The sequence below is a fragment of the Acidobacteriota bacterium genome (assembly GCA_039030395.1).
In the GTDB taxonomy this organism is placed as follows: Bacteria; Acidobacteriota; Thermoanaerobaculia; order Multivoradales; family JBCCEF01; genus JBCCEF01.
In genome coordinates, this window is record JBCCEF010000021.1 from 66188 (window position 1) to 87775 (window position 21588).

Sequence of the window (21588 nt, forward strand, 5' to 3'; positions counted from 1 at the left end):
CAGACGGCGTGCGGCCGCCCGCGGCGTCCGGTTCGCTCCGCAGTGGTCCCAGCGGCGAGGAAGACCAGGCCGGAATTGGTGCTGGCTGCGCCAACGACTTTCACTCCGCTCAGCGCAGGAACGGGGGCGGCTGGAGAACGACCTTGGCTGTCTTGCGAATCTGCCGTTCGACGCGCTTCGGGATCGCGGCGTCGCGAATCGCCGGTAGCGACTTGGCCGATTCCTGGATCATCTTCTGCAGGCCGCGGGTCGCATCCTTGGAGTATGTCTTCAGGGCACCGTCACGACGCTTGCGGGCCGACTTTTCCTGCAGCCTGTTGTAGCGCGCCAGGCCGCGGTCCACGGCGCGTGCCAGCTTCTGGACCGACTTGGCGAAATTGCGATCCCAAACCTGCAGCTCTTTGAAGCCCCGGGAGTACTTCTTCTTCTTTTTCTTACCTTTCGAGGTGACGTAGTAATGGGTGTCCCAAACCCCTCCCTTGCTCTTCCGCGAGGATTTCTGGTCGTCGTCCGATGAGGTCGCGGCGATGTTGTTCGGGGCTTCGGCTGGGTCGGTGCCCGTCGCAGCGGTTTTCCTACGCGTCGTCCGTGAGCCCTGCTTTTCATTGGCCATTTTCAACTCCAAGTCTTGCTGTTGGTATGGTTTGCGGTTCGATCACGCAGCGCGGCACAGCGGCACCCATCGCGTTTTTCGATACGCCTCTCCCACATGGAGCACCGAGGCGGAACACGAAGATCCAACGTTTGGTGGCAGAACGCGACTTGCTTCGCCTTGGCCGAGGAGGCCCTTCAGGACGACGGCAAGCCGCTCCAAACCTGATCCTTCGACTCCGCTCGGGTGACGGTGCCGGAAGGCGAAAGAGCCTTCGCCTTCTAGACTTTTGCCAGACTCCACCCGGTCGACGGCGGGCGCGAGATCAATGCCAGCAGAGAGCCTTGCCCTTGCGCTTTCGGTTCTTTTTTCGGTAGACGAAGACGACCGGTACGACTTGCTTGTCGTCCGCGTCGTCTCCGAGGGTAGTCAACACGCGACCCACGGCGGCCTCGACTTCGTCCATCAGCCTCCCGCTGTGTTTCTTGAGCCGCTTGATCTGTCGTCGCTTTTTCTTGCCCAGGTCAATCACAATTGGAGCCGCTACCATCGGTTCAGCCATAAACACCTCCTCGTCACGAATCATCCCTACCAGACGGATTGCCAAGGCAGAATCACTGCGAAATTTTTAAATTACCTTCGGGATTCATTTTATATTTTTCGATATAGAGTGTCAAGCGAAAAGACATCGTTTTTTCCTCTAGCCTGGGTTCATCTTTGTTCGATGGCGACCTTCTCGCCCACCACCTCGATGGGCGCATCCGCCTGCATCAGGTCCGCCAGGCGCTGAGCGATGTCGACTGCGGAGGGGTCACTCCAGAGGGTCGCTTTCACGAAGTAGGGCCCGGGTGGCAGCGTGGCAGGCACATGGAGGGACAGCTCGTGTACGGATCGGGGTGTCGTGGTCTCGATCTCCTCGGTCACGGCACAGTTCGTCGTGCCCTTGGCCTCGACCGAACTCACCGTACATCCCAGGGTCATCGTGCGACGATCTCGCGCCGTGATGGCGCACCGTACTTTGAGCGACTGTCCGGGTTGGACAAGGGGCGGCAGCGCCTCCACGGAAGCCAGATGAGGCACGAAGATCTTGCCCCCGGCCTGGGCGAGGTCGAAGTAGCGGGTCCGCAGTAGAAAGTACTGCCGGGTCTTGAAGGCGCGGTGAGAGGCGGGGAGTTCCTCTTCCTTCTGGTGGTCGGTCATTCGGGTGTGGACAGTGTGGATGTAGTAGGCCTTCAGACGGCGCTCTCGAACCCTGAAGAAAAACTCCAGGTCGTCCGGCATCAAGAGCAGGCCCTCGCCGTAGTCTTCCCGAAAGCCGCCGATGTCGTCGTAGAGGGAACGGCGAAAGGTCATTCCGCCTCCGCCCGCCGGGCATCCGATCCAGTCGCGTACCTGGTGCCCGGTCTCCAGGCGAAGGACGGGCTGTTCCTGGATGCCGATGTGGTTGAGGATTTCCGTAGAGGCGATCCCGACGCAGGGATTCACCTCCAGGAGTCCTGTCAGCTCGCGCAGCCAGTTCGCCGTCAGGACCTCGACATCGTTGTCCAGCTTCGTGAGGTAGGTGGACCGGGGATCCGCGGCCCGGAAACCCGCGTTGTAGCCGGGCGACGTGCCCCGGTTTTCGGGCAGCAGGACGAGACGATCGATAAGACCCAGGGTCTCGAGAGTCGTCAGCTCGTCTCTGGTTTTCGCTCCGGAGCCGTTGTCCACGACAATGACTTCATGAGGTACCCCGGCCGGAACATCGGCGAGGGCTTGAAGAGTCGAGCGAGTGAACCGAGGTCGATTCCAGGACAGAACGACAATCGAAACCAGGGGGCCTGACAGGGCGGACTTTCGGCGCTCCGCTAGTCGAGTGCCCATCCGCCAGGACTAGCCGCTGGAGCTTGCCGCGCCCTCGGAGCGCGGAGTACGCCGAAACAACCGCTCTACCGCTTCCGAATCCGGGGCGATGCCGGCCAGAGCCAGGTTTTCCTCGACGTGTTGCGGACGGCTCATTCCCACCAGAACGGTGCCGACCCCGGGGACGGAGCGGACGAACTGTACGGTGCGCTGCACTTCGCTCGTCAAGGGGGAGAAGGCTTCCTGAATGGGCTGAGGGAGGTGTCCGATGATGCGTGCCTGCAGAAGCGGTGCGGAAGTGACGACATGGATGCCATGGGCTTTGGCGACCCGAAGGAGGGTAGACCATTGACCTTCGTGCCGCTGGTTGGCGAGCATGAAGGGCTCCAGCGCCGTGAGATTGAGCGGCAGTTGCAGGAAGCGGAAGTGGTGCTGTGGACCGCCGACCTCGGTCGCCCACCGTACGACCTCGTTCAGCGACAAGTACTGCCGGTGCTCCGCGCTTTCGCGAAAGCCAGCCCAGGTCGCCAGCCCATAGCTGGCGATATGCCCCTGCCGGCAAGAGTCTTCGAGAACTTCCATGGCGGCGCGCAGGCGGCGCCCGAACGTTTCCCGATCGATGGCGCGGAGCTGCTCTTCGGGGTTGTGCAGGTAAAAGACGTCGATGGTTTCCAGCCCGAGGTTGGCGCGACTCTGAGCGATTTGGTCCCGCAGGAACGAGGCAGCCATGCAGTGCCCTCCCACCAACTCGTCGTCGGCGAGCTGCAGGCGCTCTCGGTACTGCTCGCGTAGGTAGGCGTGCGGATTCTCGGGCAGCTCGCCGTCGAACGGCAGGTAGCCGGCCTTGGTCGAGACGACAATTTCACTGCGCTGGGTGTCACCCTCACAGGCCGTGGCGAGGGCCGCACCGACGCACCGCTCGGCCCGCTGATGACGGTAGTTGATCGCCGTATCGAGGAAGTTGCACCCCAGCTCGATGGCTCGAACGATGGCGCTCCTATAGGAGGCATCGGCATCGTCCGTCGCGTCGCCGAGGTAGGTTCCGAGGCCGATGGACGAAAGCTTCAAGCCCTGCGCGTTCCGGAAGTGTTCCGGACGAGCGACGCGTTCGAGACGTTCTGCGTACTCGTCCGTGGCCGCCGCCGTGGCTCGGCCGGGGATGGCTACACCCAAGTCGGCCTGGATCTGTTGCAGGCTCAAGGGGTCAAACAGCCTTTGGCATCACCGAGAGCCCCGCCGTCAAATTTCGGAGGACGCTTCTCATCCATTCGAGAAACACCTTTCCGGCCTTCCCCAAACTCTCGGGGTGCTTGGCTGCGAGGTCGATCAGGCTGTGCGCGCGCCCTGCGGCGGCGTTCGAATCGGTGAGAAGTTGGGAGCGCTCCCACGGGCCGAAGCGTGTCTCGAACTCCGGCGCAGCAGCCTCCGCAGCGGCCGCGTAGACAGAGAGGGCGACATAGACGTGCGCCGCGGTGAGCGCCCGGTTCATCGGCCAGGTCGTGGTCTCGGGATGCCAGGGCGGATGGAGCTGGGGCGAGGTCTGCTCGGAATAGCCGCGCGGCAACAGCGAATGGGTGTGCTCGATCTCCACGAACTTGAGATGCATGCACTCGTGGAGGATCGCCTCGGCGAGGGTCCAGGGACTCCGCAAAGTGGTTCGAGCCACGAAGATCGCGCCCAAAAGGGGGGCGATGGTCGCAGATCCGACCTCATCGTAGAACTCGTCCACCACAAGGAAATCTAGATGAGACACGGCGCTGGGAGCGGCCGAAGGGAGCAACTCGTGGAGGAGCGCCAACCCCTGGCTGATGGCGATCTCGGTCTCCTCTTCAGCGACGTAGAGGCGTGGTCCCGGTAGGTTCTGCCGCAGCATTGCCCCGAAGGCGCGATCGCGGACTGTCCGAGCGCTGGCATCGGACCAGTATCGGACGGGACGATCGACCAGTTTCTGGCGAAAGCTGTTCGCCGGATCTGCGGCATCGCGCTCCAGCTCGGCGGGATGGGCGCTGTAGTGCTCGAAGAACGCAATCTGTTCCTCGGCGGGCTCCCGTTCTTCGTAGACCGTGTAGGCACGGAGCAGGTCGTCGATGGAACCACGGACGACCGCATCGGCGAAGATTCGATCTGAGTTGCCGCCGTGGGTAGCGTCAAGAAACTGGAGGGCTGCGGGAAGGTGCTCGCCCAGCAGTTCCAAGCGGCGGCGATAGCTCACGGTGCCTCGCTCCCTTAAGTACGCCGACGAGCCGAATGGAGTGTCCCCGGCTAGCTTCTGCTCCGCCGGGAGCCATGTTTTCCGAGTCTTGTTGAATGTCGTCAACGAAGTCATCCTCAAGGGTCGAGATCAACAGTGATGCTGGCACGGGCGAACAGGCCCCCCGAGCGGCTGGCGGAGTCCAGGAGGGTCTCGAGACTGGGCGATGCCCCCCCGTTCATGAAGTCATGGGCGACCTGCTTGCGGAGGTGGATCAGGTCTTTCAGCGTATCCTCGACCCCTGCAGAGGCGGCTGGCGCCACGTCCAGCTCTAGACCCGCGAGGGCGGCATCCAGTTGGGCGACTTCCGTAAGGACTTCGGGAATCCTGGCGACCTGCGGGTGCGAAGAGATCGTGGGCCAGTGGGCGAGGACCCGCTCCAGCGCCATGGTTTGCCGAGAATAGAAATCGCCGACCAGCCTTTGGGCTACCTCTCCGTGCCTGGACGAGCCGTCCACCGATCCATTTTCCTTCGACGCCTCATCGAGCTCCTGTAGCATCTCCTGAATCTGCGCGAGCAGGAGGCGACCGGCGGGGCCCATATCCGCCATGCCGATCTCCGCCAGCTTCATTCTGAGGAAATACGCCCGGTCGAGGGAGCGTCGGGTCGAAAGATGGGCATTTTCGATGTGAAGAGGACCGAAGCGGGACGCCAACGCATCGAAGTTCCGCTCCACTCGCTGGAAGAAGAGGGCGAGATGGGCATAGACGTGCATGGCGAAGATGGAACGATGCACGTCCCAGGAGACGGATGACCTATGCCAAAGGGGGTGGACTTCCGCGGACTCTTTATTCGTGTAGTTCGGCCGCAGCAGGCTGTGGGTCGCCATCACGTCATACAGCTTCAGGTGAAGGCCTTCGTGCAGGACGATTTCCGCGACATACCAGGGGTTGGTCAGGATACTGGGGCTGACGAAGATCACTCCGGGAGATGTATCGCCGGAGGAGGAGAGGAGTGGATCGGACGCCAGGGGATTGATATCGGATCCGCTTCTGCTGGTGGTTGTCTTCGAGCTGATCAGTGCGATCACGTCCACATGGCGGAGGACGCTCGGCGTCAGAGTGGGTAGCAGAAGGTGGAGAAGTGCGATCCCCTGGCGGAGATTGTCCGACTCCTCTTCGGTGGGAGGACGAAACACACAGTTGGGACTGTTTTGCAGGAAGACCGTGCAGGTGATTCCGGTGAGGTTCTGGTCTTCCTGTTCTCCAGTCCACTGCCAAAGGGTTTGAGGGGCTGCGTCTTCTTCGCAGTCTTCGACTAGCAGGGGGGAGAGGGAAGAGAGGTCTCCGCCTCGCCAGCCTTCGGCTAGAAGACTCCCTAGCTCCTCGAAATACCCCGCGATCTGCTCGCGACTCAGTACCTCCCATGGCTCCTTTAGATGCCGGAAGGCGGCGAGGACCAAGGCGCGTAGAAACGGATGCCCGAGGATGCGCGAGGAAGTCGGGTTGTCTAGCAGATCGAGCTGCTCCAGCACGGGGGTCGCCTGAGGGAAAGACTGTTGGACTAGCTCAAGGCGCCGACGAACGCTGTCGGTCACCCGTTGACGAAGGTAACTCCAGTCGGCAAAGGGAACATTCTCGGTCCAAGCAAGCTCGACGCTGTCGTTCACACGGTCGATGTCCACGGCGGTCAGATTCCTCCTTGATCAGAGGCAAGGTTTTGGCCCGAGTGCGGCTCCCCGACGAGGGGCCAGGAAGCCGCACCGGACAGGGCTAGCGGGATCAGCGCAGCCCTGCCTTGAAGGATCTTCTAACCTAGAGCTGGTCGAAGGCTTCTTGATTCTCTGGCTCATAGGAGCTGTAGCAGGTGTTGCAGGTGCCACCGGCCACGGCGTCGAGATCTTCCGGATCGAGCTGCAGGTCCTGCAGAGTCTCGTCCATTCCGTCCTTGGTCTGGGAGGTGTTGTCAGCCATTGATTTCTCCAGTCGGGATGTAGGGTTGTTGTGGGATCAACTCTGCGAGAACGAGACTCAGGCGTCTTCTAGCTGGAGCTCGGGCTCGTAGGAGCTGTAGCAGGTGTTACAGGTGCCACCGGCCACGGCGTCGAGGTCTTCCGGATCGAGCTGCAGATCCTGCAGGGTTCCGTCCATCGCTTCCTTGCTCTTCTCAGCCATTGCGTCCTCCAATCGGGATACGGGTTTCTATGAGTCCATACATTTGTATGGTGTATTAATTTATTATAATAAACTTGTTAGTAAATGTCAACAATTTCTTATGCTCATATAGAGAGTATGGGATCAAATGTTTACAATTGGGGAAATTCTCTCGCTAGAGAGTCGAGTTCACGGTCAGGAGAGCGGCTTTGCCCCCGGCAATGGACGTCAGCCATGAGAACCAGCGAGAGGACCGTGATGAGACGCCCACCGTGAAGAGCTTCGTCAATCGCTCTGGAGCGATTGGCAGATTGGGGGTCATAGGGACTTCAGAAGTGCCACCTCGCCTCCGAGAAAACCGGGGCGGTTCAGGGTGTTCACCAGTCGCACCGAGGACGCGGCCGACCTGCTCGGCATCCGCTTTGTTGACCACCTCATCGTGGGAGAAGAGCGGACGGCTCCGTCGAGACGTGAGGCCGTACAGCCGCCACATGACTGGAGTGACCCTGGAGCACTCCCTGCGCTGCTTGCTGCCGAGTATCTCGGCCTCGCACCTGCGACCCTAGAGACAATGCGCTCTCGTGGCGGCGGGCCTCCCTTCGTCAAGCTCGGGAGGCGTGTCGTGTACCACCGGGAGGATCTCGATGCGTGGATGGATGAGCGAACTAGGGCCGATACCAGTGAATGACCGGCGGGGTAGCGGAGCCTATTGAATCGTGGAAAAGCGCAAAGAGTTTGTCGACGCCATGGTGACGCAGCTGCGAGGTGCCGGCGAGTCCTTGATGTCGACTAGGATCACAAAATATTGAAAAGAAAAGAGATAATTTGGAGCCACCGAGCGGATTTGAACCGCTGACCTGCTGATTACGAATCAGCTGCTCTACCCCTGAGCTACGGTGGCTTTGGGTGGGAGTGCGCGGTGGCTTTGGGAGAACCGGGTCCGCGCGGCTCGGGGATTTTAGGCGATGTCGGCGGCGGGTGCAATCGAGGCGCGGCTAGCCTGCCTTTCTCACCGGCGACCTACGGGCCCCGCTTCGGTCGCCGATGAGAAATCCAGGCTTCAGGCGCCCACGCCCACCGGGCAGCTCACGCCGGTGCCGCCGATGCCGCAGTAGCCGCCGGGATTCTTGGCCAGGTACTGCTGGTGGTAGTCCTCGGCGAAGAAGAGTCTGGGGGCGTCGAGGATTTCGGTGGTGATGTTGCCGTGGCCGGCTGCGGCGAGGTGCTGCTGGTAGGCCTCTTTGGAGGCCAGGGCGGCGCGGCGCTGGGCGTCGGTGGTGGTGTAGAGGGCGGAGCGGTACTGAGTGCCGATGTCGTTGCCCTGGCGCATGCCCTGGGTCGGGTCGTGGTTCTCCCAGAACACCTTGAGCAGCTTTTCGAAGGCGACCTCGGCCGGGTTCCAGACCGCGAGGACGACCTCCGTGTGGCCGGTGCGCCCGGAGCAGACCTCTTCGTAGGTCGGATTGGGGGTGAAGCCGCCGGCGTAGCCCACGGCGGTGGTGTACACGCCTTCCGCTTGCCAGAATTTTCGCTCGGCACCCCAGAAACATCCCATGCCGAAGAGCGCGGTCTCGTATTCCTCCGGGTACGGCGGGGCGAGGGGGGTGTCGAGGACATAGTGCTTGGCGGGCACAGCGATGGCCTCTTCGCGACCGGGTAGGGCGTTCTCGGGACTGGGAAGGTCGAGGGTTTTCTGGCTGAACAAAGGCATCGGTTTTCCTCGGGAGTCGGGATCGGCGGGTGCGTTGTTGCCGCGTTCCTGTCGGCGTGCTCCCTAGGAAACGTGGTCCGAGTCCCCGACATTCCCGGTCGGTGCCGGTTGCTGGAACTGGGCTCCGGCGGCCGGGCGGGGGCGGTTGGGCATTCGCGGGTGAAGCCGGTGGTTCCCTCGCCGTACAATGGAGCGGCCGGCGGAGTGACACCCCGGCGGAGAGCGGGATCGATGGCGGAAAAACTGGACAGCACTGGACAGCAGTAGCCCGGAGGTCGGAGGCCAAGACCACGACATCATTGAACACATATTTGGAGGGGAATCATGCCTGACACCAAGACTCAAAATTATTCGAATCATGCCCGCTATGTACCGATGTATCACTTCGTGTTGACCGGGGCCTGGCTGGTGCTGCTGGCCTACCAGCTCTACAACTTGTGGCGCGCTCCGGGAGTGGTTACGGCGCTGGGTGTCGTAATGACGTTCGTCCTCTTGGGCGCTCTTCTCTATGCCCGCATCTTCGCCTTGGCGGCGCAGGATCGCTTGATCCGCCTGGAGGAACGCATGCGGCTCGATCGGGTGCTGCCGGCGGACCACAAGCTCCGCGGGCGGATCGACGAACTCACCGTCCAACAGCTCATCGGTTTGCGCTTTGCTTCGGACGAAGAACTCCCTGAGCTGGCCCATGCGGCCTTGAACGAGGTTTTGAGCCAGAAGGCGATCAAGCAGCGCATCCAAAACTGGCGCCCCGATCACTGTCGGGTCTAGGGCGATGACGGCCGACGGAGGGCGACAGGTTGAGTTCTAAGGGGGCATCATCGCCTCGTCGATCCCTTTCCCGTCGGGGGCTGTCGCTGGCTTTCGGCCTCGGCCTCGCACTCGCTCTGCTGGTGGTTTTGGAGGGGGTATTGGCCCTGGCGGGGCTGGGTGGCGAGGAGGTGGGGGACGACCCCTTTGTCGGCTTCGCGCCGGGTAGCGACCTCTTCGAGCGGGTGCGTGACGACGACGGCCGCGCGTGGTGGTCCACCCGGCCCGCCAAGCTGGCTTTCTTCAATGCGCAGCGCTTTCCCGTCGACAAGGCCTCCGGCGCCTACCGGGTGTTCACCCTCGGTGGGTCGACCACCGCCGGCCGGCCCTACGATCACCATGTCGCTTTCGCCGCGTGGCTCGAACGTTTCTTGAAGGCCGCCGAGCCGCAGCGCGAATGGCAAGTCGTGAATGCCGGCGCTATCTCCTACGCCAGCTACCGGGTGGCGCTGTTGATGCGCGAACTGGCACGGTACGAGCCGGATCTGTTCGTGGTCTACACCGGTCACAACGAGTTTCTGGAGGAACGCAGCTACGCTGACTTGCGGCGCGCCAACACCTCCGTCCAGGGATTCCGGTCGTGGTTGGGTCGCCGGCGTTTCGCCACCCTTCTGCGGCGCGCGACGTCGCCGAAAGAGGCGGCGGAGGGCGACAAGATCACCCTCGGCGCCGAGGTCGAGACCAAGCTCGATGGCTGGACCGGGCTCGAACGCTACCAACGGGACGAGGAACTGGAGCGGTCGGTGGTGGCTCATCTCGATGCCAACCTCGACCGCATGGTAGCCCTCGCCCGGCAGGCCGGGGCGGAGATTCTATTTGTCGACCCGGTGGAGAATCTGCGGGATTTCTCGCCCTTCAAGTCGCAGCCCGGACCCTCGGTCTCCGAGCCGGAGGAGCGGCGAGCCTTCGAGCAGTCGATGAATCGAGGCTTCGCCGCGCTCGCCGCGGATGATCGGTCGGCCGCCGAAGCCGCCTTCGAACAGGCCGTGGCTCTTGACCCCCGCTTCGCGGACGCTTGGTTCCGCCTTGGCCGGGCGCGCTTCGACGAACCACCCCTAGATCCGACAGGAGAAGCGTTGGTGCGCCGAGCACTGCTCGAAGCGAAGGATCAGGACGTCGCCCCTCTCCGCGCTCTCGAAGCGATCCATCAGCAACTCGCGGTGGGCGCCGAACGCAACGGCGCGGGTTGGATTCCTCTCCGGCGATTGATCGAGGAGGAGTCCCGCGAACGCTTCGGCCACGGCCTGCTGGGCAACGAGTTTTTGCTCGATCACGTGCATCCGGATCTGGAAGTCCACGCCCGCCTGGCGGCGGAGATTCAGCGGTGGATGGCGGACCGGGGACTGGTGCGGGACCTGCCGGAGGATGACCGGCGGGCGATTGTGGAAGCCTACGTCGCGACCATTGACCGCGAATATTACGCTCGGCGAGACCTGAACCTCGCCAAGGTTCTCGGCTGGGCCGGCAAATTGGCGGAGGCCGAGGCGCCCCTTCAGCGGGCGGCGGCCGTGCTGGAGGACGAGCCGGAGCTGCATCTCAATCTCGGCATCCTCTACCAGAAGACAGGACGTTTGGCGGCGGCGATGGAGCAGTTGCAAAGGGCCGCGGAACTCGCCCCGCAGCGGGCTGAGGGGTGGTTCAATCTCGGCGTCACCTTCGGACGTCTGGGACGCTCCGACGATGCCGTTCAGGCGCTGGAGGAGGCGATCCGCCTTCGACCGCAGTACGCCGAGGCGCATCAGAACCTCGGCGTGGTGCTGCGCGAGGCGGGGCGCCTCGAGGCCTCCCGGCAGGCTCTGGAACAGGCCCTGGCGCTACGGCCGAGGGCCGCCGAGATCTACCGCAGTCTGGCCCTGACCCATCGCCGCGGGGAGGACTGGCCGGCGGCGGAAGCGGCTCTCCGGGAGGCGCTGCGCTTGGCGCCGGACTTCCCGGCCCTGCGTACCGATCTCGCCGTGGCCCTGGCCCGCCAAGGACGCCTGGGAGAGGCCGGAGCCGTGCTCGACGAGGCGATCGAGACGGATCCCGATGATCCCGAAGCCTGGTACAACCGCGGCGTGCTCTTCGCCGAGACCGGCGATCGAGCGGCCGCCAAGGGCGCCTACGAGGAGGCCATCGCCGTCGACCCCGGTCACGCCCAGGCGCTCAACAATTTGGGCGTGATCCTGGCCTCCGAGGGACGCCTGCAGGAAGCGAGCGAGAGGCTGGTGGCGGCGATCGCCGCGGCGCCTGAGTTCGCCGACCCCTACTTCAATCTAGGCATTGCCTATGACCAGGCCGGAAACCCGAGCGAAGCGATCCGGGCGGTGGAGCGGGCGGTGGAGCTGTCGCCGGGGGAGAGGCGTTATCGTGTGGCGCTGAGCCTGCTCTACGCGGCCACCGGGCGCGAGACGGAGGCCCGAGAGCAGCGCCAGGTGGCGAATCGGCTGGCGACTGAGTCCTTGTAGTTTCCATTGGCTCCAAGTCCAGAGCCACGGCCCAGAGTCAGGGACCGGAATCGATGTGCTTCTGGTGTCAGGAGCTCCCGCATTCCGGCGTATGTCAAGTTGACTGATAAATAAAAATTTGGCAATGTATGCATGCTTTGACCCTAAGGGGTCAAGAGATGGCATGACCTTGAGGGCTGCCCGTTGGTGGCCCCTCGCCAACCCAACCGTTCCAAGGAGGTACGCGATGAGAACTAGAAGTTGGATGATCTTGTTTCTTGGTCTCTCCCTCGTTTTGACCGGCGCACTGGCCTTCGCCGGAGAGCAGCACTCTGGTGGAGCAGCCGTTCCCGCGGCTACCGACGGTGACGAACAACGCGGCACCTTGATTGAGCAGCAGCCGTCGCCGGGCAACCTGAAATCGGATGAGATCAAGGACTCCGAAACCAATCGCAGCAATCGCAACACCTGCGCCTGGCTCCACGGGCAGTCGTGTCCGAGCTACGGAGCACGCACTTTCTGTCAGCACAATCAGTACGAGCCGGATGTCTGTGAGTGTGGCGGCTCGCCGCTGACCTGGGGCTGCGGCTACGGCTGGTGACGCGGTCGGTCGCGGGCTGGGGGCGGCGCAGGACCGACTCCGGCCCGCGATCCTCTCTCGACTTTCAAGCCCTCGAGTTTCCGCCGCAGCTCCGCCGGAAGCTCTTCCTTCCCGAACCTTTCCAGGTCCATCCAGACGGTGACCACTCGACCTTCCACCGCCAGCTCACCGTTGCTCTTGTAGAGCCGAAAGCGCCAGGTGACGGAGGTGCGGCCGAGATCCAGAATGCGCGCTTCGGCCTCGATCTCGTCGCCGTAGGCGAGGGGCCGCCGGTAGTCCACCTCTAGGCGAACCGCCGGCAAGCCGCGCTTCTGCTCGTTGATGAGCTGCGCGTAGGGCAGCCCGAGATCGCGGCCGAAGGCTTCCTCCATCGCCACATGAAAGTAGTGGGGGATGCGCGGGTAGTAGACGATGCCCGCCGTATCCACGTCGCCAAAGCGCACCGTGAACCGGCTGCGTGGACCGACGTCTCCGGCCATCTCCCCGGCCCTCACTCCGCTGCGGCGCCGGCTGGGGTGGGGACCTGGGTTTCATCCAAGGCTTCGCGCCGTGGACCCATCGGCGACAGCGGCCGCAGCTTGCGCCGCTTGCTCGGTTTGGGCGGGGTAGCGCGGCCCAGGAGGTACTGCCCCGGCCAGGGGTGATCCCACAGTTCGTAGCGCTCCGCCTCGTGCAGGGTCAAATACGGATTGTGGAGGTGGGGTCGCGCCATCAGTGCGAGGTCCGCCCGGCCGGCGGCGAGCACCGTGTTGGCATGGTCGACGCCCTGGATGGCGCCGACGGCCATCACCGGCAGATCCGTTTCGAAGCGCACCTTTTCCGCGAAGGGAACCTGGTACATGCGGCCGTACTCCGGCAGCGACTCCGGTGAGTTGCCGGCGGAGGAGAGGTCGAGCAGATCGCAGCCGGCGTCCCGCAGATGGCGGGCGATCTCGACGGTGTCTTCCGGGGTGATGCCGCTACCGTCGTCCATCCAGTCGCTGGCCGACACGCGCACCGCCAGCACCTTTTCGGCGGGCCAGGCGGCGCGCACCGCGGAGAGCACTTCGAGCGGGTAGCGCAGGCGGTTGGTGAGCGAGCCCCCATACTCGTCCCGGCGCAGATTGGAGAGCGGCGACAGGAAGCTCGACAGCAGGTAGCCGTGAGCCATGTGGATCTCGACCAGGTCGAAGCCGGCGGCGAGGGCCCTTCCGGTGGCCCGGACGAAGGCCGCCGTCACCCGATCCATGTCACCGCGGTCCATCGCTTTGGGAGCCGGCCAGTGGGGGTAGTACGGCACCGCCGAGGGACTGAGGGTTTGCCAGGCACCCTCGTCCTCGGTGAGGGGAATGTCCTCGCCCAGCCAGGGATGGCAGACGGAGCCCTTGCGCCCGGCGTGGGCGAGCTGAATGCCGATTTTGGCGGCGGTCTGGCCGTGGACGAAGTCCACCACCCGGCGCCAGGCGGCCTCCTGCTGGTCGGTCCACAGGCCGGCGCAGCCGGGGGTGATACGGCCGTCCGGGGAGACGTCGGTCATCTCGGTGATGATCAGTCCGGCACCGCCGACCGCCCGGCTGCCGAGGTGGACGAGGTGCCAGTCGTCGATCAGGCCGTCCTCGGCGGAGTACTGGCACATCGGGCTGACGACGATGCGGTTGTGGAGCTCCAGGTCCTTGAGCCGAAAGGGTGCGAAGGCCGGCGGTGGTGCTTCGGCTCCGGGGGGCAGCTCCACGCCGCGGTCGCGGCAGTACCACTCGTTGATCTGGCGCACCAGTTCCGGATCCCGCTCGGCGAGGTTGTCGTAGGTGATGCGCTTGCTGCGGGTCATCAGGTTGAAGGTGAACTCCACCGGATCCTGTTCCTGGTAGCGGTCGGAATTCTCGAACCATTCCAGGCTAGTCTGGGCGGCCTTCTGGAGCTTGATCACCTCGACCCAGCGTTCGTTCTCGTAGGCATCGAGGATCTGTGGGACCGGCGCCCCCCGGTGCTCTTGAAAGGCCTCCACCAGCGCCGCCGCATCCTCCATCGCCAGCTTGGTGCCGGAGCCGACGGAGAAGTGCGCCGTGTGAGCGGCATCGCCGAGCAGGACGACGTTTCGCCCGGAGCCGCCCGAGTGGTACCAGCTTTCGCACTGGACGGTGGGGAAGCTGCGCCAGATGGAGCGGTTGGCGAGCAGCCGATGGGGACCGAGATGCTCGGCGAAAAGGCGTTCGCAGAATGCGACGGTGTCCTCCTCCGTCGCCCGGTCGAGGCCGGCGGCGCGCCAGGTCTCCTCCCGGCACTCGACGATCCAGGTGGAGAGATCTCCCTCCGGACCGTGCTCGAAGGGATAGGCGTGTACCTGGAACAGGCCGTGCTCCGTCGGCTCGAAGATGAAGGTGAAGGCATCGAGCGGCTTGTCCGTACCGAGCCAGGTGAATTTGGCCCGCCGCCAGTCGAGGCGCGGCCGAAAGTGCTCGGCCACTTCACGACGTACCCAGCTATTGGCGCCGTCGGCTCCGAGGATGAGATCCGCGTCGTGGAACTCATCGAGGGACTCGACTTCGCGCTCGAATTCGAGCTGCACCCCCAACTCCCGGCAGCGGGCATGAAGGATCGAGAGCAGGGTCCGGCGCGAAAGGGCCGAAAAGCCGTGACCGGTGGAAACGGTGCGGGTGCCCTGACGGAAGGTCTCGATGTCCGTCCAGTGGACGAAGTGTCGAGTGATCTCCCGATAGGTCGGCCCGTCCGCCGCCTCGAAGTTCTCGAGGGTTTCGTCCGAGAACACGACGCCCCAACCGTAGGTGTCGTCCGGCCGGTTCCGCTCCAGAATGCGGATCTCCGTTTCCGGGAAGGCCTTCTTCATCAGGATGCCGAAATACAGGCCCGCCGGGCCACCACCAATGCTGACGATTTTCATGAGGGGATTGTACTGGTACCCGGTTGACCTGGAGATTTGTTACCGAAGTCTAGGGTAGGCTTTGAAGATGGGTTGCTTCGAGACTCGAGTCAGGATCGCAGCGCCGCGGCCGCGGGTATTCGACCTCGCGCGGTCCGTCGAACTCCATCTGGAGAGCACGAGCAAGACGCGCGAGCGGGCCGTAGGAGGAGTTGTCTCCGGCCTGCTGGGAGCTGGTGAAGAAGTCACCTGGAGCGCGCGCCACTTCGGGATTCGCCAACGACTGACCAGCCGCATTACCCGCTTCGATCCACCTCGCTACTTCCGTGACGAGATGGTCGCCGGCGCCTTCTCGCACTTCCATCACGACCATCACTTCGAGGCGCTCAAGTTCGGCACGATGATGCGCGATGTGCTCGATTTCGAGGCACCCTTGGGCTGGTTGGGCAAGGCGGTCGACCGGCTGGTGTTGATTGCCTACTTGAGACGGTTTATCGAAAGTCGCGGCGAGGTGATCCGCCGCATCGCGGAATCCGATGCCTGGCAGGAATTCTTGCCGGAACACGAGGGGGGCAGCCAAAAAAGCGCTGCGCGCATTCAGCCGTCTTCCTAGTAGGGGTCGTCGCCGAAGTGTAGTTCGATGCCGATGCCGACGATGGCGGAACCCTCGCGGGCTTCATCATCCGGTCGCCGGGGGAAGGAGTAGCCGGCAGTGACCAGCCCGAAGAAGTATTCACGGAAGACCGGCTGGCGGTAAACGCCTCGTATTCCGTATTCCCGGATCGGGACCACGCTGTCCGTAGAGCCTCGAATGAATCCTTCGTACGCGATCCCTTTTCTCTTTCGGAGGTTCTGAAAGATCAGCACCCGCGAGCGCCAGTTGAGGCCGGTGGTCGCTTCCGAGAAGGTGCCGACGTTGCCCCAGCGCAGGAGGAGGTCCGGTTTCAGAACATAGTCGAGGTCGGCGCTGGTGGTGGAGCCGAAGCCGTCTCGATTCTCGTAGAACACCGTCTCGCGCAATCGCCAGACGGTGTTCGCTCCGACGAAGTAGTTGCGGCGAAGTCGTCCCTGCAGGAAGATCTCAGGTGCCGACTTCACTCGCCCACCGACGCGAAAATCCAGCCGATCGGTGTATTTGCCCGGTGGCGAGTAGCCGAGGCCGGCGAGCCATCGGTCCTCGGTCTCGAGGTCGAAGACCGAGGATCGAATCGGAAAGGTCTGCTGCCGATCCTGGACGAATTCCTCTTCGTCCTCGCGGCCGAGGAAGAGGTTGACTCGGTTCTCGAGATTAGGCAGATCGTACTTGAGGCGCAGCCGGACCTTGGGGTCGTAGCCTTCGTACTCAGAGTAAATGTTGTTGACTTCCAACCGGCCGGCGACGGACCGGGCGTTGTCCAGGTCCGGTTGGCCGCCGAGAAGGCCGTCGAACCACAGGGTGGCGCTACAGAAGGTTTCCTCCAGTTTGGTCCGCGTCTTGTCGAGCATGGGCCGCTTGGCGGCTTCCTCGGGGTGTTGGGCGCGGCAGAGATGCCGAAGAGACGGCTTTTTTTCCTCCGCTTCCGTCGCCGGTCCCTGTTCGAAGCCCTCGGCGAAGTCGCCGGAGGGCGGGGTTTCGCTCTCCGGCACGTCCTCGTTGGCGGTCGGTCGGGCATTGGCCGCCACAGAGCCCGCCGTGCGCGGTTTCGGGGCGCCGGCGCAGCCTGTCCAGAGGACGGCTCCACCGAGCAGGGTCACCGCCAGGTATTCCCGTGAACTAAGGCTCATCGCACGCCGATCCTATGCGAAGGCTGTACCGCATTCGAAGGTCGAGATCGCCTGGGAAACCAAGGCGGTCGAAGGGATCGCGATGGTGGAACGGGACGTGGGCGACGCCGAAGCAAATGTTCGGTGGTCACGGAGGGCTTCTTCGCCCTCGTCGCTTCGCAGGGAAGTGGGGTGATCCCGGGTATTACCCCCGGGGATCACCCCAGCGAGCTGATCTACGGGCGCGGACTCACTCGACCGATGCGTCCCACACGGTGGTGTTGCCGGATTCGAAGCCGTCGGCGAAGATGACGCCGCTCGACCAGGGGCAGCCGGCGCCGTTGTGGATGCAGTCGATGCGTCCGGCACCGCCCACCACGGCGTAGAGTTCGCCGCGACCGTCCTCGGCGAAGCCGAATTCGCCACCGAAGCCGCTGGCCCAGCAGGAGGCACTGATCGCCGCCGGATTGGCCGGGTTGAGGGTGTCGGTTTTCCAGATCTGGCCGCAGGCGGCGTCCGAGTAGATGTAGTCGCCGACGATCGAGGGTACCTCCGTGCCGCGATAGACATATCCGCCCATGATCGAGATCCAGCCGCCGTTGTAGTGGCAGAGGATCGGATCGTAGTAGCTGCCGGCGGTGCGCGGGAATTCACAGGTAGTGCCGGTGTCCAGCGGACAGCCGCCGGTGGCGCATCCAGACTCGTTGTTGCCGGCCGTCTCGCAGCCCTCGCGGCATACCCAGCCGAAGTTCACCGGTGCCGGAGTGGCGGCGGCTTGCAGGTTGATCTCTTCCCACTTGTTCTGGCCCACATCCCCGATGTAGAGGTCGCCGGTGACGCGATCGAAGCTGAAGCGGAAGGGATTGCGTAGGCCATAGGCCCACACTTCGTCGCAGGCCGGCTCGGTGCCGGCGAAGGGGTTGTCCGAGGGGACGGTGTAATTGGTGGCGCCCACCCCGCAATCGTCCGGTGCCGTGGCGTTGGTATCGATGCCGCGGGTGTCGATGCGCAGCATCTTGCCGGCGAGGGTGTCCGTGCGCTGGCCGTCGCCGTTGGTGCCGGCGCCGGAGTCGCAGCCGCCACCGCCGTCGCCGGTGGAGATGTAGAGGAAGCCGTCCGGCCCGAAGGCCAGCCAGCCGCCGTTGTGGTTGCCGGCCGGGTGGTTGATCGTCATGATCGGCAAGGCCGAGCCCGGGTCCGCCACGTCGGGGTTTCCGGCCGAGCGCTGATAGCGCTCGATCACGATGTCACCGCGGGTGCCCGGTCCGAGGTCCCGCCGAGTGTAGTAGACGTAGAACAGGCCGTTGTCTTTGTACTCCGGGTCGACCGCCATGGCCAGCAGACCGCGCTCGCCGCCGGCTTCCACCGGGCCACCGGTGTCGTCCCTGAGATCGAGGAAGAAAGTCGGCAGGAAGGACTCGGTGACGCCGTCCCACACCAGAATGGCGCCCTGCTGGGTGGCGACCAGCCGCTTGCCGCGGCCGTCTTCCGGATCGACGAAGGCGACCGGGGTGGTGGCGCCGCCGGGAAATTCTCCGGCCGAAATCACCGTCGAGATGCCCACCGGCGCATCGGGCGTACAGCTTGTGGCGCACGAGGCGCTGAAACAACTCGTGGCGCCGTGGGCGGCGGGGACTGCTACGAGCAGAACGAGGGCGAGCAAAGCGCTCAGCGTCGCAACGCCGGGCGCGGAGGGGATTCGGCGGTTGTGCTTCGGGGGTGCTTGGCTATGGGATGTCATCAGATTCTCCAGTCTTGGGTTCCCAGATCGGGAGGACGGGCCCCTGCGATTGAACCCATCGAGTCTAGTGCATTCGACGGCGGGCTGTAGGAGGCCGGCGGCCAAATAGGGAAATCTGTCCGCCTCGCCAGGGCCGTGAACTGCCTCGATTTCGCCATCGGCTACCTCTGCCGTGCCCCAGGGCGCTGGTTTGATGATCGCGAAAGGGGGGAAATCGACATGGACTCTAACGCCTCATCTACATCGCCTTCGACCGCCGGATCCGGGCCGCACCTTCTCCGCCGCATCGGAGAGTCGGCGGTGGCAAAGCTCGCCATGCTCGGCTTTCTGGTGCTGCTGCTCCTGCTGCCGGTGTCGCGCATTCTGTCGCTGGTGCACGAGCGGATGGCCCGTCGGGATATGGTCACCGCCGAGATCACCCGCACCTGGGGAGGGCCGCAGGCCCTTACCGGGCCGGTGCTCACCCTGCCGGTGCGGATCGGTCGCCAGGTACCTATCATCCAACGGGTACAGGCCGACGACGGCTCCACGGTAGAGGTGCCAGCAACGGTGGACGGCGAGGTGACCACCCGAACCGTGTGGGAGAGCCACGACTTACAGATCCTGCCCTCAAAACTCACCTGGACCGGGCGCATCGAGCCCGACGTGCGCAATCGCGGCCTGTTCGAGGTGGTGGTCTATGAGGCGAACCTGCGCGCGGTGGGTTCCTTCGAGATGCCCGAGGTAGAGGCCGAAGGGCGCCAGGTCGATTGGCCGCGCGCCGAGGTGGCCCTGGGCGTACCGGATGTGCGCGGCCTGACCCAAGAGGTGGACCTCACCTGGGGAGATCGCTCCTTGGAACTCCAGCCGGGGGTCGGACGATCGGGGCAGGTGGGCTATGGAATCCACACTCCGATACCGGATCTCGATCAGGTGGCGGTGGGCGACACGGTGTTCTTCGCCTTCGATCTGGCCCTGCGCGGCGCCGGTGATTTGCTCTTCGTGCCGGCCGGTACGACGACCGAAGTGCGCATCGAGTCGCCCTGGCCGGCGCCCGGCTTCACCGGCGCCTTCCTGCCGGCGGAGCGGCAGATCAGCGACCAGGGGTTCTCCGCCGCCTGGGAAGTGCCGTCCTTCGGCCGGGGCTTCCCCGAGGTGGGCTGGACGAAGGAAGTAGAGCCCCACGTGCTCACCTCGTCGGCCTTCGGGGTGTCCTTGGTGCTGGAGGCGGACGCTTATCAGCAGACCGAGCGATCGGTGAAGTATGCGGTGTTGTTCATCATTCTCACCTTCGGCACCTTCTTCTTGCTCGAACTCCTCAGCCGTTCGCGGCTCCATGCGGTGCAGTACCTGCTGGTTGGATTCGCGCTGTCGCTGTTCTACGTGTTGCTGCTCGCACTGTCGGAGCACTTCGGCTTCGGCCTGGCCTATGCCCTGGCGGCGGTGGCGACGGTGCTGTTGATCGCCGGCTATTCGCGCAGCCTGTTGGGAGGGAGCCGTGCGGGCTGGATCCTGGGTAGCCTCTCGCTGCTCTACGGCTATCTCTACATCCTGCTCCAGCTCGAGGACTACGCGCTGTTGGTGGGTGCGGTGGGACTGTTCGCGGTGGTGGCGCTGATCATGATGGCGACGCGCAACCTCGACTGGTTTTCGCTGCGCTTCCGGGGAGATCACGGTCCGTCTTCCGGCGCCGGTGCGCCGGTGTAGGCGTACTCCGAATGGGCGAACTCACTTCGGATATCCTCGCCGCCAGACATTCATCTGGAGGAGGAGTCCATGAGCCACCCCGAGGAGAGATTGCAGGTCACCGCCATCGCCGGCAGCCTGCGCCGCGGATCCGTCAACCGGGCCTTGCTGGTGGCCGCCACGGAACTGGCGCCGCCGTCCCTGGACATCCGGATCGTCGGGTTGAACGATCTGCCGGTCTACGACGGCGACGTCGAAGACCAGGGGGTGCCGGATGCGGTGAAGGCCTTGCGGGAAGCGGTCGAGTCCGCCGACGGACTGCTGATCGCTACCCCGGAATACAACCAGGGCGTCCCCGGCGGCTTGAAGAATGCCGTCGACTGGCTGAGCCGCCCCCCCAAGCCGCAGTCCTTCGACGGCCGGCCGATCGGCGTGATGGGTGCTACCCCCGGCACTCTGGGCACCCGCGCCGCGCAGTACCAACTCCGGCAGACGCTGGTGGGACTGAACGGCGCGGTAATGGCGCAGCCGATGCTCTTTATCTCTGGCGCCGGCCAGAAATTCGACGCCGATCTGCGCCTGACGGACGAGCCGACGCGGGCCCACCTGACACGCTATCTGGAGGCCTTTGCAGGGTGGGTGCAGCGGATGCGGAAATGACCTGCTAGCGACCTAGCAGGGTGCTGGAAAACTACGATAGGGCGTTCAGCACCCTGCTACCGAGCCCATAGGGCTCGGCGGCGCCAGAGGCGCCGAGGACGGGGTGAGCCCGAAAACACTGGTGTTTTCGGGTGAGGGGGCGCCCAGCCCCCTGGAAAAGAAAGCTAGCAGGGCAGCTGAAATGATAGGCCGAAGGCCTTTTTCAGCAACCTGCTAGCACCTGCTTGGCGATCACCAGCGACTGGATTTCGGTAGTGCCCTCATAGATCCGGAGCGCCCGGACGGAGCGGTAGAGGAGGTCCACCGGGTGGTCGTCCACCACCCCGCGGCCGCCCAAGATCTGCACCGCGTCGTCCACAATGCGCTGCGCCGCTTCGGTGGCGAAGGACTTCGCCATCGCCGCTTCCAGAGTCACCCGCTCGGCTCCGGCGTCGGCCGCCGCGGCGGCGCGGTAGGTGAGCAGGCGAGCGGCGGTGAGGTCCGTCGCCATGCGGGCGATCTTCTGCTGGATGAGTTGAAAATCCGCCAGCGGCTTTCCGAATTGCCTTCGCGCCTTGGCGTGGGAGAGGGCCTCATCGAGGGCCCGGGTCGCCATACC

At 64.2% G+C, this 21588-nt stretch carries 21 protein-coding genes and 1 tRNA gene; 7 read left to right on the plus strand and 15 right to left on the minus strand.

The window, feature by feature from the left end; genetic code table 11:
* Nucleotides 1–109 precede the first annotated feature (109 nt).
* From AAF481_16545 to AAF481_16580, 8 genes are all read right to left on the minus strand, one after another.
* Nucleotides 110–613: a hypothetical protein gene (locus AAF481_16545; protein ID MEM7482785.1), complete on the minus strand. Its 504-nt coding sequence runs from the start codon at nt 611–613 to the stop codon at nt 110–112.
* Between the two features lie 304 nt (nt 614–917).
* Nucleotides 918–1178, minus strand: a complete 261-nt coding sequence (locus tag AAF481_16550; protein MEM7482786.1) for a hypothetical protein — start codon at nt 1176–1178, stop codon at nt 918–920.
* 125 nt (nt 1179–1303) lie between these two features.
* A complete protein-coding gene (locus AAF481_16555) occupies nt 1304–2455 on the minus strand; it encodes a glycosyltransferase (GenBank protein MEM7482787.1) in 1152 nt (383 codons plus the stop codon).
* A gap of 9 nt (nt 2456–2464) precedes the next feature.
* On the minus strand, nt 2465–3634 hold the full coding sequence (locus tag AAF481_16560; GenBank protein MEM7482788.1) for an aldo/keto reductase: 1170 nt from the start codon (nt 3632–3634) through the stop codon (nt 2465–2467).
* 4 nt (nt 3635–3638) lie between these two features.
* Nucleotides 3639–4646, minus strand: coding sequence for an HEXXH motif-containing putative peptide modification protein (locus tag AAF481_16565; GenBank protein MEM7482789.1), 1008 nt, complete (start codon nt 4644–4646; stop codon nt 3639–3641).
* A 116-nt stretch (nt 4647–4762) separates the two neighbouring features.
* Nucleotides 4763–5608, minus strand: coding sequence for a hypothetical protein (locus tag AAF481_16570; protein ID MEM7482790.1), 846 nt, complete (start codon nt 5606–5608; stop codon nt 4763–4765).
* An 832-nt stretch (nt 5609–6440) separates the two neighbouring features.
* Nucleotides 6441–6599 carry a hypothetical protein gene (locus tag AAF481_16575; GenBank protein MEM7482791.1) on the minus strand — a complete coding sequence of 53 codons (159 nt, stop codon included), beginning with the start codon at nt 6597–6599 and terminating at the stop codon, nt 6441–6443.
* A gap of 57 nt (nt 6600–6656) precedes the next feature.
* The gene (locus AAF481_16580) at nt 6657–6800 is read right to left on the minus strand and encodes a hypothetical protein (protein ID MEM7482792.1); all 144 of its coding nucleotides are present in this window, start codon (nt 6798–6800) and stop codon (nt 6657–6659) included.
* A gap of 418 nt (nt 6801–7218) precedes the next feature.
* Here AAF481_16580 and AAF481_16585 point away from each other — a divergent pair, with 418 nt between their 5' ends.
* Nucleotides 7219–7467, plus strand: coding sequence for a helix-turn-helix domain-containing protein (locus AAF481_16585; protein MEM7482793.1), 249 nt, complete (start codon nt 7219–7221; stop codon nt 7465–7467).
* Nucleotides 7468–7605: 138 nt separating this feature from the next.
* Here AAF481_16585 and AAF481_16590 read toward each other — a convergent pair.
* Both AAF481_16590 and msrA read right to left on the minus strand, forming a co-directional pair.
* Nucleotides 7606–7680, minus strand: a tRNA-Thr gene (locus AAF481_16590).
* A gap of 159 nt (nt 7681–7839) precedes the next feature.
* Nucleotides 7840–8490 carry a peptide-methionine (S)-S-oxide reductase MsrA gene (gene msrA, locus AAF481_16595; GenBank protein ID MEM7482794.1) on the minus strand — a complete coding sequence of 217 codons (651 nt, stop codon included), beginning with the start codon at nt 8488–8490 and terminating at the stop codon, nt 7840–7842.
* A gap of 324 nt (nt 8491–8814) precedes the next feature.
* Between msrA and AAF481_16600 the strand changes: the two genes are divergently transcribed.
* The 3 genes from AAF481_16600 (at nt 8815) to AAF481_16610 (ending at nt 12324) form a co-directional block, all read left to right on the plus strand.
* Entirely contained in the window at nt 8815–9258 is a 444-nt protein-coding gene (locus AAF481_16600; GenBank protein MEM7482795.1) for a DUF6526 family protein, read from the plus strand.
* Nucleotides 9259–9287: 29 nt separating this feature from the next.
* Nucleotides 9288–11744 (plus strand): tetratricopeptide repeat protein, encoded by a 2457-nt coding sequence (locus AAF481_16605; GenBank protein MEM7482796.1) that lies wholly within the window; start codon nt 9288–9290, stop codon nt 11742–11744.
* A gap of 226 nt (nt 11745–11970) precedes the next feature.
* On the plus strand, nt 11971–12324 hold the full coding sequence (locus AAF481_16610) for a hypothetical protein (protein MEM7482797.1): 354 nt from the start codon (nt 11971–11973) through the stop codon (nt 12322–12324).
* Here the strand turns inward: AAF481_16610 and AAF481_16615 are convergent.
* Both AAF481_16615 and AAF481_16620 read right to left on the minus strand, forming a co-directional pair.
* Nucleotides 12312–12803, minus strand: a complete 492-nt coding sequence (locus AAF481_16615; GenBank protein ID MEM7482798.1) for an acyl-CoA thioesterase — start codon at nt 12801–12803, stop codon at nt 12312–12314. The genes AAF481_16610 and AAF481_16615 overlap by 13 nt on opposite strands.
* An 11-nt stretch (nt 12804–12814) precedes the next feature.
* On the minus strand, nt 12815–15202 hold the full coding sequence (locus AAF481_16620) for an FAD-dependent monooxygenase (GenBank protein ID MEM7482799.1): 2388 nt from the start codon (nt 15200–15202) through the stop codon (nt 12815–12817).
* Nucleotides 15203–15269: 67 nt separating this feature from the next.
* Between AAF481_16620 and AAF481_16625 the strand changes: the two genes are divergently transcribed.
* Nucleotides 15270–15794, plus strand: a complete 525-nt coding sequence (locus AAF481_16625; protein ID MEM7482800.1) for an SRPBCC family protein — start codon at nt 15270–15272, stop codon at nt 15792–15794.
* Here AAF481_16625 and AAF481_16630 read toward each other — a convergent pair.
* A complete protein-coding gene (locus AAF481_16630; GenBank protein MEM7482801.1) occupies nt 15791–16945 on the minus strand; it encodes a hypothetical protein in 1155 nt (384 codons plus the stop codon). The two genes, AAF481_16625 and AAF481_16630, sit on opposite strands and share 4 nt — an antisense overlap.
* 229 nt (nt 16946–17174) lie before the next feature.
* Nucleotides 17175–18665 carry a PQQ-dependent sugar dehydrogenase gene (locus AAF481_16635; protein MEM7482802.1) on the minus strand — a complete coding sequence of 497 codons (1491 nt, stop codon included), beginning with the start codon at nt 18663–18665 and terminating at the stop codon, nt 17175–17177.
* Nucleotides 18666–18965: 300 nt separating this feature from the next.
* Between AAF481_16635 and creD the strand changes: the two genes are divergently transcribed.
* On the plus strand, nt 18966–20351 hold the full coding sequence (creD, locus tag AAF481_16640) for a cell envelope integrity protein CreD (GenBank protein ID MEM7482803.1): 1386 nt from the start codon (nt 18966–18968) through the stop codon (nt 20349–20351).
* A gap of 69 nt (nt 20352–20420) precedes the next feature.
* A complete protein-coding gene (locus AAF481_16645) occupies nt 20421–20990 on the plus strand; it encodes an NADPH-dependent FMN reductase (protein ID MEM7482804.1) in 570 nt (189 codons plus the stop codon).
* Between the two features lie 202 nt (nt 20991–21192).
* On the opposite strand, the gene AAF481_16650 is transcribed toward AAF481_16645, so the two are convergent.
* On the minus strand, nt 21193–21588 hold a 396-nt coding region (locus AAF481_16650), incomplete at its 5' end, for an acyl-CoA dehydrogenase (protein ID MEM7482805.1).